The organism is Bacillus paralicheniformis, from assembly GCF_001042485.2.
Lineage (GTDB): Bacteria > Bacillota > Bacilli > Bacillales > Bacillaceae > Bacillus > Bacillus paralicheniformis.
The window spans coordinates 157,620-170,618 of the sequence record NZ_LBMN02000008.1; the positions used below are offsets into that span (position 1 = coordinate 157,620).

A 12,999-nucleotide genomic window follows, 5' to 3' on the forward strand; every position below is an offset into this window, starting at 1 on the left:
CAAAAATACATTTGTTCATTCCTGAAAGAAAAACCTTGATTCTTCTTGTAAAAAGCGCAATAATTAAGATTAAATTTATTTCGAAAATTTAAACTTTGGGAGATGTAACAAATGAAAGTCGTTAAATTTGGGGGCAGCTCGCTCGCTTCAGGGGCTCAGCTAGAGAAAGTATTTCAAATTGTCACTTCTGATCCGGAAAGGAAGGCCGTCGTTGTATCAGCACCCGGAAAACGGCACCCCGAGGATACGAAAGTAACGGACCTTTTAATCGAATGCGCCGAACAGTACTTATCATCAAAAAAAGCGCCCGATCTGGTTGAGGCGATTGTCGGACGATATGCCGATATCGCGCTTGAGCTCGGACTTGACGATGTCGTGATCGACCGGATCCGGGCCGACCTGCTTCAGCTGCTCGAAGGTGATAAAACAAATCCGGAACGGTTTATCGATGCGGTCAAAGCAAGCGGCGAAGATAACAATGCCAAATTGGTAGCGGCTTACTTCAGGCACCAGGGAGTTGAAGCGCACTATGTCAGTCCAAAAGACGCCGGGCTGTTTGTGACGAGCGAGCCAGGCAACGCACAAGTCCTGCCCGAGTCGTATGACAATCTGTTTCAGCTGAGACAGCAAAAGGGCATCATCATCTTTCCCGGCTTCTTCGGATTCAGCCGGGAAGGCGAAGTCATGACGTTTTCGCGGAGCGGCTCTGACATTACAGGTTCCATTTTAGCGAATGGATTGAAAGCCGAGTTGTATGAAAACTTCACTGACGTTGACGCCGTTTATTCTGTCAACCCGGCGATCGTATCCAACCCGAAAGAAATCCGCGAGCTGACATACCGGGAAATGAGGGAGTTGTCGTATGCAGGCTTTTCCGTCTTTCATGATGAAGCATTGATCCCTGCTTTCCGGGCGCGCATACCGGTTCAGATCAAAAATACAAACAATCCGGACGCGGAGGGGACAAGAGTTGTCACCACACGCGACAATACGAACGGACCTGTCGTCGGGATCGCCAGCGACAGCGGATTTTGCAGCATTTACATCAGCAAATATTTAATGAACCGCGAAATCGGCTTCGGACGCCGCGTTCTGCAAATCCTTGAAGATGACGGACTGACGTATGAACACATTCCATCCGGCATTGATGATATTACGATCATTTTAAGGCAGGATCAAATGGATCAAGCAGCAGAAAAACGGATAATCAAACGGATCAAGGAAGAACTGGATGCCGATGAAGTGACGATTGAACACAATATTGCCCTGATTATGGTCGTCGGCGAAGCCATGCGCCATAACGTCGGAACGACGGCAAGAGCGTCAAAAGCATTGTCCGATGCGCGCGTCAACATCGAAATGATCAACCAGGGCTCCTCGGAAGTCAGCATGATGTTCGGCGTTAAGGAAGCTCAGGAAAAACAAGCGGTCCGCGCGTTATACCAGGAATTTTTCGCAAAAGTTCTCGTTTAAAAAAACCCCTTTTTTTATGGGGTTTTTTTGCTGTCAGAAAATATACCCTTCCCTAAAATTGCCTGCCTTAAATTCATTCACAAAACCGTTTTGAAAGCCGATATGTAAAGTAAATAAACTGATGGGAGAACACTTATGAATCTGTTGAAAAATATAAAAATCAGAAGCAAACTATTTGTCATCATTATCATTTCAGCGCTGGCTTTGTCGATTGTCGGCATCCAGGGGATAGGCGGGCTGAACAAGCTTTCCAAAGGTTCAGAGATCATCTATCAAGATCAATTGGTTCCCAACCAGTTGTTTGCAAAATTAAAAGCGAACAACCTTGATATTGATACGTACAAATTCGAGCTGATGGTGACGAAAGACAACGATCGAAATGAAACATTGCAAAAACACATTAAGGAAAAAAACGAAGAAAACAGCACCTTAATGGAAAAAATCGATCAGCTGAAATTAATGGACAACGTCTCTAAAAAATACGAAAATTTCAAAACCGAATACAAGAAATTGCAAGATATCAGCAGCGAGATGCTCAGCTTGGCGGTGAAGAACGAAAATGATAAAGCATATGATGTCTATCTAAAAAAGATGGAGCCTCAAAGAGAAACGGTCAACCAGCTCATTGAAGACATTCAAACCTTAAATGCTGATAACGCCAAAACAATCTATCAGCAGGATTCTAAAGAAGCCGGTTCAATCATCACGCTTCTCATCATTGTCATTGCTGCAGCGCTTGTTTTATCCATCTCGATCGGCCTCTTAATGACAAGGCTGATCACAAAGCCGATCAAAGACATTCAGGCGCTGTTCGCAGAAACCGAGCAAGGCGATTTTACTGTCAAAGGAACATATCAATCGAAAGATGAATTGGGATTGCTGACATCATCATTTAACAAAATGGTAGGAGGCGTCCGTTCGATCATTGAAACGGTCGGCGAAACGTCGCACCAAGTTGCTTCTTCATCACAAGAGCTGAGCGCCAGTGCGGATGAAAGCACAAAGGCGAGCGAATACATCTCAACAACGATCCAGGAGCTTGCAGTAGGCTCCGATCAGCAGGTGGAAAGCGTTGAAAACAGCAGAACCGTTATTATGGGAATGACCGAGTTTGCCGGAAGAATTTCTTCAAATGCCGAAAAAGCGGCCGCCACCGCTGACCAGACGGCGAAGATGTCGCTTGAAGGCACGAAAGCCATTGATAAAGTGAGCACTCAAATGAAGTCTATTAATGAAACGGTCGTCTCTCTCTCAGAAGCATTTAAACATTTAACAGAGCGTTCCAATGAGATCGGAAATATTACCGAAGTGATTACGAGCATCGCCGAACAAACAAACCTGCTTGCTTTAAACGCGGCCATTGAAGCAGCCCGGGCGGGAGAACAAGGAAAAGGCTTTGCCGTCGTCGCGGATGAAGTCAGGAAATTAGCCGAGCAATCGGCCCGCTCAGCAGAACAGATTACAAGATTGATTACGATCATTCAAAACGATACGAAGCAGACAATGAACTCGGTCATTTCGGCAACCGGCGAAGTCAAAGAAGGACTTGTCGTCGTTCATGAAGCGGGAGGCGCGTTCCAAAAAATCGAAAACTCGATTACGGAGGTCGTCACACAGATCAATGACGTGACAAACTTGGTGAAAAACCTGACAGCCGGCGCAAGCGAAATCGAAACCGCCATTTCCGGCGTCAAAGAAGTAGCCGAAACAGCAGCGGGAGGCACGCAAACGGTTAGTGCGGCAACTCAGGAGCAGCTTGCTTCAATGGAAGAAATCGCCGCCGCATCACAGATCCTCGCGCAAAACGCCGAAGAGCTGCAGCACCTGATCCAGAAATTCAAAATTAAAGATTAACAAAACCCGCCAGACGCTGTCTGGCGGGTTTCTATTCATCATCATCTCTCGCTGTCAGCGGCAGACGGATGATAAATTTTGTTCCTTTGTTTTTCTCACTTTCAATCTCTACCGTACCGTTGTGCAGGGCGACGAGCTGTCTGACGATCGACAGCCCCAGCCCGTATTCTCCGTAAGGGGTGTTCGTCCGTGATAAATCTGCTTTATAAAAACGATCCCAAATGTTTTCAATATCCTTTTCATCAATGCCGATTCCGGTATCCTCTATTTCGATCACCGTCTCCTTATAGTCTTCCCGGCCTCTCAGCCAAACGGTTCCGTTCGTTGTGAATTGAATACTGTTTTTCGTAATATTGACGAGTATCTGGATGAGCCGGTCGTAATCGGCATTGACCATCACATGATCCTCCACATCGAGGATCAGCTGATTCTGTTTCTCCTCAGCCTGAAGCGCCAGCTGCTCTTTAATGATTTCAAACACTTCGATCAGCGGATAATGCAGTTTTTGCAGTGTAATCTGATTGGAACGGATTTTTTCATAATCAAGGTTTTCGTTGACGAGGCGAATCAGCCTTTTTGTCTCCTCCGTAATCAGCTTCATACATTTATCCTGCTGATCTTCGGGTATCGTCTGGCTGTTCATCCCTTCCACTAAACCGCTGATCGTCGTCAGCGGCGTCTTCAGCTCATGTGAGACGTCAGTGATAAACTGCCTTCTTCGCTTTTCAAGCCGGTCGATTTCTTCGCTTGAGCTTTTTAACTTGCGGGCCATAATGTTAAAATCGTCGCCCAAATCACCGATCTCATCCTTATTGCGGTTTTCGATATGGATGTCATAATCTCCGGCGGCGACTTTTTTCGTTGCATCGCGGAGCTTCTGAATGCGGGCGACATGGAATTTGGACGTCAGCCAGCTTAGAAGAATAGCGACTAAGATAACACCCGCCGCCGTAAAGAGCATAAAGCGGTTCATGTCGCTGATCATTTCCTCGGTCCCGCTGATCGGAGCGGTCAGCAGAATGCCTCCCTGAAATTCATTGTTGACGATGTTGGGCAGCGCCACAACCGATACTTCCTCATTAAAACGGTTAAAATCGGTTTTGACGACCACGGCCTTTCCATCTTTAAGCTCTTTCCATTCTTCATCACTGAGCAGCAGCTTTCGCGGCCGCAAATCGGCCGGCGTCATCAAGACCTCTTTCTTTTCATTAAAAAGAAAGAAGCTGATCTTCCTGCTTCGCAAAATTTCCTCAAACGGCTTCATAATGGCCGGTGCGCCTTTTGGCCGCATCTCCATTTCGCCCATGATGCGATAGCCGTATGAAGACAGCTCATCGACTTTGCTCTCGTATGCAAAGTCTTTGACAAAGTGGGAAAACAGCGCCCCGGTAATGAGAAAAGCCATGATTAATATAGTGATGTGACTGGCCAGCAGCTGATAGAGATACTTAATCTTCATCGAACTTGTACCCTACTCCCCATACGGTATAAAGAAACGGCCGCGAGTCGCTGCCAAGCTTTTTTCTCAGCCTTTTAATATGAACATCAACCGTCCGCTCGTCTCCGTAGAATTGATATCCCCAAACCTGCTCAAGCAGCTGCTCCCTTGAGAAAACCTGTTTTGGACTTTGCACCAGGTAATACAATAAATCGAACTCCTTAGGCGTCAAATTTTGAATTTGAACGCCGTCCAAAAACACTTCTCTCGTTTTTTTATTGATTTTAAAATGTTCCGTTTCAAGCGAGTCGCTGTCAGCGGAATCCTGCCGGCCGGCGCTTTGATACCTCCGGCTCACCGCTTTGATTCTCGCCACAAGCGCCAAAGGGCTGAACGGCTTTGTCACATAATCATCAGCTCCGAGCTCAAAACCGAGCACCTGGTCTGATTCCGTATCTTTTGCCGTCAGCATAATAATCGGAACCGTGCTCTCTTCCCTGACCTTTTTGCAGATCGTGACCCCGTCCATGGACGGCAGCATGATATCGATGATCAACAAATCCCAATCATCCGATTTAAAACGGTTATATCCTTCAAGTCCGTCATGGACGAACTCTGTTTCAAATCCTTCTTTTGCAAAAAACATTTCTGTCATTGTACATACGCTTAAATTATCCTCAATCATTAATATTTTCATCGTCAATATGCCTCCGCTAGACAAACGTTAGATTCATTTTACACAGGGCTCAGCCATTTCTCAATTCCATTATGAACATTTAAAGGACTGGCAACAGTTTGGTCATAATTTATTCATAAGTAGCGGCTAAGATGAAATCAAGCATAAGGCAAAAGTCCTGCTGCCGTTTGACTTCGCAGCCATAATAAATGAAATAGATACGGAGGAATCACGCGTTATGAATTTTTTCAAACGAGCCTTTTGGAGCATGAAAGCGAAAAAAGGAAAAACACTTTTACAATTGTTTGTTTTCACGATGATTTGCGTGCTCGTGCTGACAGGAATTACGATCCAGTCGGCGGCCGTGAAATCGAGCGAACTGGCAAGGGAGCAGCTTGGAGGCAGCGTCACGCTCAAAGTTGACAGGGAAAAAATGATGAAAGAACAGCAGGAATCAGGAGAACGGAAAAGGTTTGAATCGACCCCCGTTTCTGTTAAATCAGCCGAGAAGCTTGCGGGCCTTGACCATGTCAAAAGCTATAACTACATCTCCTCTACGTCTGCTTTAGCGGACAATTTCGATCCGATCGAAAGCGGTGACGAGGATTCTTCGGCCTCAAACAGCGAACAGCCGGCCGGACCGGGCGGCAATGAACAGGGCGGCCGGCAAATGATGCAGGCTGACGTATCAATCGAAGGTGTGACAAGCACAGCCCTTGTCGACGAATTTTCCAACGGGACGTCCAAGATCACGGAAGGCCGTGCTTTAACAAAGGATGATGTGAATAAAAAAGTCGCCGTGATTGAAGAAACGCTTGCCGAAGAAAACGCTCTGAAAGTCGGCGATACGATCAAAGTCAAAACGAGCAGCGATGAAGCTACAACAATCAATTTGAAAATCGTCGGAATCTATCAAACGACTTCATCCGGAGACAATCAAGCGCAAAACTTCGCCTTTTTAAACCCTTATAACAAAATCTACACACCATATACGGCGGCATCGGCCTTAAAAGGTGACGATTATAAAAACGCGATTGATGAAGCGGTCTACAATATGGACGACGCCTCCAACATCGACACTTTCATTGCGGCTGCCAAGAAAACAGGCATTGATTTGGATACATTTACATTGGACGCCAATGACCAATTGTACCAGCAGATGGTCGGCCCGATTGAAAATGTCGCGTCCTTCTCGAAAAATGTCGTCTATCTCGTCACAATCGCCGGAGCGGTGATCCTCGGACTGATCGTCATGATGTCAATCAGGGAGAGAAAATACGAAATGGGCGTTCTGATGGCGATCGGTGAAAAACGCTGGAAACTCGTCGGACAGTTTTTGACCGAAATCTTAATGATCGCAGTGCTTGCCATCGGCATCTCAGCATTAACCGGCAGCTTGATTGCCGGGCAAATCGGGAATCAGCTCTTGAGCCAGCAAATCGAACAAACGTCAGCTAGCCAGTCTGCAGGCGGAATGATGGGTCCAGGCGGCGGAGGCTTATTCGGACAAAGTACCGCTCAAGTCTCAGCCATTGATCAGCTCGACATCCAAGTATCCTTCGGGGACTTGATGGCACTCGGCGGCATCGGCCTTTTAATCGCGCTGTTCGCGACGCTCCTTCCGTCAATATCTGTTTTAAGGCTCCATCCGAAAACGATTTTATCAAAACAAGAATAGAAAGAAGTGAAGATCATGGGTACTATTTTAGAATTTCAGAATGTCGGCTATTGGTATAAAAATCAGAATCAGCCTCTTTTCGAAAAGATCAGCATTCAATTCAGCCAAGGGCTCTTATATACGATTGTCGGGACTTCCGGCTCCGGCAAAACGACCTTTTTATCGCTGGCAGGCGGACTTGATGTACCAAAAGAGGGAGACATCCTGTATAAAGGAGAAAACATTTCAAAAATCGGGCTGACCAGCTTCCGCAATCAAAATGTATCGATCGTTTTTCAATCGTATAACCTGCTGCCGTATATGACGGCTCTCCAAAATATCACATCGGCCATGGAAATTACCGGATCTCAGGTCAAAAACAAAGAACAATACGCTTTGGAGATGCTCGAAAAAGTCGGCATCGGCGAAAAGCAGGCCAGACAGAAAGTACTGACATTAAGCGGCGGCCAGCAGCAGCGTGTCTCCATCATCAGAGCGTTCTGCTGTGACACGGACTTAATCGTCGCCGATGAACCGACAGGCAACTTGGATGAAAATACATCAAAGGACATCGTCCGGCTCTTCCAAAACCTTGCCCACCAAGAAAACAAATGTGTCATCATGGTCACCCATGATGAACAGATCGCAAAAGTATCCGATGTCAACATCCGGCTTTCAAGGGGCGGCTTTACCGTCAAAAACCGCAGATCCGCAGGATAAGAGGAACGGCATGAGCCGTTCCCCTTCTTTTATTATGAAGCAAAAGCTTCTGCAGCAGCCGCCAAATAATACGAGAGGCCGGTTTGCTGATTTTCAAGCATCCCGCGATGAAAATCATCTTCGATAAAGAAGCGTGTCTGCGTCTGAAAATCACCGGGTGTGATCCCTAAAAACTTGAGGTGCCGTTTAATAGCGGTCTTTACTTGTTCATGGTCGTGTTTAACTCCATCTCTGAGCGCTTCGGCCATTCCATTCATAAAACGGGCTGCCTCTTCAGCTTTTTCATTCATTTCTTCCGCGATGACCGGTTCTCCTTTCAGCAAGTCGACATCATATGTCTCCTTCAAATAGCGATTCTGTTCAGCGAGTGCATCCTCCCATTCCCTGCTGCTTGAAAACCCTTTAAACATTTTTGATTGATCCATTGCTTCTCCTTTCCCGGCCTGCTGAATCGAGAGATCGATCGTAGAAATCAGCTGTTTTATCCTGTCTAAACGGGCAGTAAAAAGACGTTTCTGCTCAGACAAAATCGTCAGTCGATCAGCTTCGCCGTCCAGTATTTGCTTAATTTCCTTGAGCGGAAATTCGAGCTCCCGATAAAACAAGATATGCTGCAGCCGTTCCAGCTCTTTTACCCCGTAAAAGCGGTAGCCGGCATCCGTCACCTCCGCGGGGCATAGAAGGCCGATTTTATGGTAGTGGTATAGCGTTTTGATCGTGATGTTCGCCAACCCGGCCACTTCTTTTACCGTATAGAGCATCAAACTTCACCTCGTCTGTCATGTTAAAGGGTGCCCTAAGGGCGGGGTCAATCCATTACACGGCCTTTTTTTTATTTTTTTTCATTTTCACATAAGCGACTAGGCAAATAAAAGCGGGAAGGATCACCTGCATCGGCAAATGGACATATAAAGGAACAAACTCGATTCCTTCTTTGACATGCTCCGAAATATTGCTGGCAATGGAGACAGATAAAATCAAAATGATAATGCCGATGACATGAACGATTTTGGAGGGGTTTTTAAGCTTGAATAAGACGGTCACACCATCGGTTACGGCATACATGAAAATGCTCATCTTAAAAAAACCGCCAATTACCAACACGAGCATGAAAAATACATCAAGCCTGTCCAGAAATTCGGCTACTTGAATCGTCTGGATCGTACTCAGCAATGGGAAGCGCGACCTCATATTGAGGTCGACGCCAAGCACGCTGATGTTCAATGCCACATTAAAGGCAAGGATGATGCCGCTGATGGCGATTCCCAACAGCCCCGCTTTTTTCGCCTGTTTCTTTTCCTTTAAATACGGCAGGATCAATGTAAAAACGATAATTTCGCCAAACGGAAAATACAGCGTTTGCGTGAACACGGCATTAAGCATCGGACCGGGGCCGTTTCCGAGAATGGGCAAAAGCTCTTTCGGTTTAATCAAGCCTGACGAAACAATTAAGATGAGGCCCGTGACAGCAAGCCAAAACATAATGCCAAACAGCAGCTCGCCTGAACGGGCCAGGACCTCGATTCCTTTCCTAACGGTAAAAATACAAACTGCAATCAACAAACCATTCGCGAAGATAATCGGCATGTTCGGATAAGCCGATGTCAGCAGCATTTCGCCAAAATCGCGCAGAACCCTTGCCGCAATATAACAATAATAAACAATGTAGATAAAAGTCAGGCCCCAGCCAACCGGTTTTCCAAAAATATTCATCAGCGTTTCATATGGAGAGGCATCAGGATTCACTTGGTAGAAAAAGTGGTGCATCATAAACAAAGCCAGTCCCCCGACTGTTCCGAACAAGATCGCGATCCAGGCGTCCTGTTCGGCAGATTGTCCTGGAAAAATCAGCAGAGAGCTGCTGAGTTCAAACAGAACAATCAACACGAACAGCTGTGCAGCACTGATTTTTGCTTTCTCCATTTAAAGCCCTCCTCTCTCTTTCATTCAAGAACGCCCTTCGTGATGATTCAAAATGTTCGGGTTGTTCCTTAAACCTGTTCTCCGTACATATGCGTTAACCGTAATGTCGACATCTGTATCAGGAAAATACCGGTTGCTCCATTCGCCCTCCATCTTTTCCCACACTTTTGGGTGGTTGCGATACACAACGTCACCGAATTGCAGAACATCCGTCTTGTTTCGCTTAACAACGTCAATGGTATTCTGCAATTCATTTTTCAGCTCCTTTGCCACCTTCCTTTCGATGTCGCTCAGCACTTTTGGATCATCCAGGTGAATCGGCACAGTGGTTTCGCCGATGTCCCCTTCCATGTCTACTTCAACCGAAATCGCCGGTTTGCCGTTTTTAAGATGTGATCTGATTTTTGTTTTTTGGCGGATGACATCAAATGTGACGGCGTCTTTTTCGTGATTCAATGTAGTTGTCAAATACGTTCTGCTGATTTTATTGCGCAGCCATAAAACGCCCCGCGCGGTTTTGCCTTCAAGCCAGTTGACGAGCTTGCCCTCTTTCATGACTGCCAGCCCGTCCGCTTCGACTATTGCCTCAGGAGATGTAGACTGCACGTTTTCCATCTTTTCACCCTTCTCCTTGTTTCCGGATACTTTAAAAGAAGTAATAATCGGGTGCTTTGCCTTCGATGTCAAGCACTTGATGACATCCTGCACGCTCGTCTTCATATGTTCTCCCAAATGCTCTTCAGTAAATTGCAGTGTTTTGTTTACTTTATTTGACGGGATCTTATCGATCGGCGTCAGCGTCCGGATGAATGTTTTCGCTTTTTGGCCGCGGGAAATAATAATCGTCGCCGTTGAACGAAAATCGGTGTCCCGGTCAAGAACATCAAGAATTTTAATCAAGCCTTCTTCCTTGGCGAGTTTTTCATCAACAACCACGAGGTTCGTGTGGGAGTAATAAATTTCCCTCGACATTTTCGCCGACGCGTGCCTGCTCATTTCCGTCAGATTATTGCCCGTCACAGAATAGCTTGAAACCGGCGGCCTGTCTCCTCCCTGTCCGCCTTGAAGGCCTCCTGTCACATTGATCGGATTGACGATCTGATAGCTTAATTCGTAATCTGTATTTTTACCTTTATCAATACCGATGGCGGTGATCAGCAGCAAATCTGTCAGCTCTCTTTTATCCCAGCATCCTTGAAGAAGAACAATGGCGGCCAGCAGGAGCACAATCTTAAGGCTTCGTTTCATTTGGATCACCATCTTCTTGTTTTGTCTTCATATCGCCTGATTCCGGCGGATTGGGTTTCTGGTATTCTCCTTGACGCACCTTATTGTCATTACCGATCAGTTCAGGCCGCTTCTCATGTGTCCACCAAGGCAAACGAACGATGGAGTCGCCCCAGTTTTTCAGAATAAACGGCGCAAAAGGAGTCATATATGGAACACCGAACGAACGGAGGCTGCATAAATGGACAAACATGATGATCAGTCCAAGAATAATGCCGTAAAAACCCGTCGTCGCCGCGGCTAATATGAAGAAAAACCGAACCAGCCGGGCGGATATCGCCATGGCGAAGGAAGGTGTGGCAAAACTTGAAATCGCTGTGATCGCTACGACGATGACCATCGCCGGCGACACAATCCCCGCCTGAACAGCCGCCTGTCCAATGACAATGGCTCCCACAATCGAAACGGCAGAACCTATCGCTTTCGGAAGCCGGATGCCCGCCTCTCGCAAAATTTCAAACGAAATTTCCATGATCAGCGCTTCCACCACAGCCGGGAACGGCACGATTTCACGCTGCGCGGCAATTACGATCAAAAGCTCTGTCGGGATCATTTCCTGGTGAAACGTCGTCGCACCGACGTAGACGGCAGGTGCAATAAGCGAAATAAAAAAGATCAACACGCGTAAAAAGCGGATGAACGTCGCAATGTCAAAGCGTGAATAGTGATCCTCAACAGATTGAAAAAATTGAATAAAAACGGCAGGGACAAGCAGGACAAACGGTGTACCGTCAACAAAGATGGCGATTCTTCCTTCAAGCAGATTCCCTGCGACCATGTCCGGCCTTTCGGTATGATATATCGTTGGAAAGGTCGTAAACACAGCGTCTTCAATAAACTGTTCAATATACCCCGATTCAAGGATGCTGTCGATCTCAATGCCAGCCATCCTTTTTTTGACTTCTTTCACCGTTTTTGGGTCGCACACCCCGTTGATATACATGATCGCCACATCGGTTTTTGTGACGCTTCCCATCGTCATTTTTTCAACCCAAAGATTTGGGTTTTTAATGATTCGGCGCACCAAAGAAATATTCGTGTCGAGAGATTCGATAAATCCCTCACGTGAACCGCGGAATGCCTGCTGATTTTCAGGCTCCTTGATCGAACGCTTTTCCCCGCCTTTCGTGGTCGTAATAACCGCTGTTTCCGTTCCCTCGGCCAAAATGATCGTATCCCCTGCCATCAACGATTCAAGCATCTTGTTCAATCGCTTTTCTTTTTCGACACCGCCCAGCGCAACGGCATCACCTGCAATCGTCTCAAGAACATCCCGTCCGTACTCCTTTTTCGCTAATTCTTCAGAGCTCATGATCGATTCCAGCAAAAAGTCATGGATGGCTTTCTCATCTGTAATGCCGCCGACATAAACGACGGCCAATTCGATTTTCTCGTCAGCGCCCGTTTTTAATTTGCGGATGACGACATCTGCGCTGTTTCCGGTTATTTCTTTAATCACGCTCAGGTTTTCGGCAAGCAAGGGACGCACAAACCCGGATACATTTACGGTTTCCGGGTTTTTATCTCCGCTCATAAGAGATTCTTGTTTGTTATCCTTTTGATGACGACCTTTAAAAAAGAATGGCATGGCTGTCAGAATCCCCTTTTCGTTTTTCATATTTTTCCTTGCAAAAGCACATTTATACTATTCCCGGGGGAATAGTGCTTTATGAAAAGAGAAAAAATAACGGGGAACGGAGAGTGGTGAAAAGTTGAAACTGATCGGAATCGGGCTTTTATTATTTGTTTCCTTAGAGACTTTTGCTGTCATGCTTGATGTATTTCAAGGCATGACCTTGCAAAGAGCCGTAATAAACTCCCTGACGTTTGCCATCTTAGAGGTAGGCGAGTGGATCATGATCCTTTTATTTTTGTTTATCATTTTTCTCGAAGCCTCGGCGAACTTCCGCAAGAAAAAAAGGACATAAAAAGCTCCCTATCAAAAGGGAGCTTCAGCTTGTCGACAAAGCC

Annotated in this window: 11 protein-coding genes and 1 pseudogene; 6 read left to right on the top strand and 6 right to left on the bottom strand. The window is 46.3% G+C overall.

Annotated features, from left to right (window positions below; genetic code table 11):
* Nucleotides 1-111 precede the first annotated feature (111 nt).
* From ACH97_RS07520 to ACH97_RS24425, 3 genes and pseudogenes are all read left to right on the top strand, one after another.
* A complete protein-coding gene (locus ACH97_RS07520) occupies nt 112-1,473 on the top strand; it encodes an aspartate kinase (protein ID WP_026580545.1) in 1,362 nt (453 codons plus the stop codon).
* A 135-nt stretch (nt 1,474-1,608) separates the two neighbouring features.
* A pseudogene (locus ACH97_RS24420) lies at nt 1,609-2,373 on the top strand (MCP four helix bundle domain-containing protein); the annotation flags it as partial.
* Nucleotides 2,374-3,327 carry a methyl-accepting chemotaxis protein gene (locus ACH97_RS24425; RefSeq protein ID WP_373367326.1) on the top strand — a complete coding sequence of 318 codons (954 nt, stop codon included), beginning with the start codon at nt 2,374-2,376 and terminating at the stop codon, nt 3,325-3,327.
* Nucleotides 3,328-3,358: 31 nt separating this feature from the next.
* Here the strand turns inward: ACH97_RS24425 and ACH97_RS07530 are convergent, their stop codons facing one another.
* Complete coding sequence (locus tag ACH97_RS07530; RefSeq protein WP_039073204.1) at nt 3,359-4,786, bottom strand: sensor histidine kinase; 1,428 nt, start codon at nt 4,784-4,786, stop codon at nt 3,359-3,361.
* On the bottom strand, nt 4,776-5,462 hold the full coding sequence (locus ACH97_RS07535) for a response regulator transcription factor (protein WP_026580542.1): 687 nt from the start codon (nt 5,460-5,462) through the stop codon (nt 4,776-4,778). Before ACH97_RS07535 ends, ACH97_RS07530 begins: the two co-directional genes overlap by 11 nt.
* Nucleotides 5,463-5,679: 217 nt before the next feature.
* Here ACH97_RS07535 and ACH97_RS07540 point away from each other — a divergent pair, with 217 nt between their 5' ends.
* Together ACH97_RS07540 and ACH97_RS07545 are read left to right on the top strand one after the other, a co-directional pair.
* Nucleotides 5,680-7,119 carry an ABC transporter permease gene (locus ACH97_RS07540; protein ID WP_048350562.1) on the top strand — a complete coding sequence of 480 codons (1,440 nt, stop codon included), beginning with the start codon at nt 5,680-5,682 and terminating at the stop codon, nt 7,117-7,119.
* 15 nt (nt 7,120-7,134) lie between these two features.
* On the top strand, nt 7,135-7,818 hold the full coding sequence (locus tag ACH97_RS07545; protein WP_035337215.1) for an ABC transporter ATP-binding protein: 684 nt from the start codon (nt 7,135-7,137) through the stop codon (nt 7,816-7,818).
* Nucleotides 7,819-7,850: 32 nt separating this feature from the next.
* Here the strand turns inward: ACH97_RS07545 and ACH97_RS07550 are convergent, their stop codons facing one another.
* The 4 genes from ACH97_RS07550 to ACH97_RS07565 are packed head-to-tail and all read right to left on the bottom strand — an operon-like array spanning nt 7,851 to nt 12,616.
* Nucleotides 7,851-8,579: a MerR family transcriptional regulator gene (locus ACH97_RS07550; protein ID WP_048350561.1), complete on the bottom strand. Its 729-nt coding sequence runs from the start codon at nt 8,577-8,579 to the stop codon at nt 7,851-7,853.
* 55 nt (nt 8,580-8,634) lie between these two features.
* Nucleotides 8,635-9,741: a GerAB/ArcD/ProY family transporter gene (locus tag ACH97_RS07555; protein WP_020450162.1), complete on the bottom strand. Its 1,107-nt coding sequence runs from the start codon at nt 9,739-9,741 to the stop codon at nt 8,635-8,637.
* Between the two features lie 24 nt (nt 9,742-9,765).
* Nucleotides 9,766-10,989, bottom strand: a complete 1,224-nt coding sequence (locus tag ACH97_RS07560; protein ID WP_020450161.1) for a Ger(x)C family spore germination protein — start codon at nt 10,987-10,989, stop codon at nt 9,766-9,768.
* Nucleotides 10,973-12,616, bottom strand: coding sequence for a spore germination protein (locus tag ACH97_RS07565; RefSeq protein ID WP_173636674.1), 1,644 nt, complete (start codon nt 12,614-12,616; stop codon nt 10,973-10,975). The genes ACH97_RS07560 and ACH97_RS07565 overlap by 17 nt, the downstream gene beginning before the upstream one ends.
* Before the next feature lie 124 nt (nt 12,617-12,740).
* Here ACH97_RS07565 and ACH97_RS07570 point away from each other — a divergent pair, with 124 nt between their 5' ends.
* Nucleotides 12,741-12,956 (top strand): YczF family membrane protein, encoded by a 216-nt coding sequence (locus ACH97_RS07570; RefSeq protein ID WP_020450159.1) that lies wholly within the window; start codon nt 12,741-12,743, stop codon nt 12,954-12,956.
* Nucleotides 12,957-12,999 lie beyond the last annotated feature (43 nt).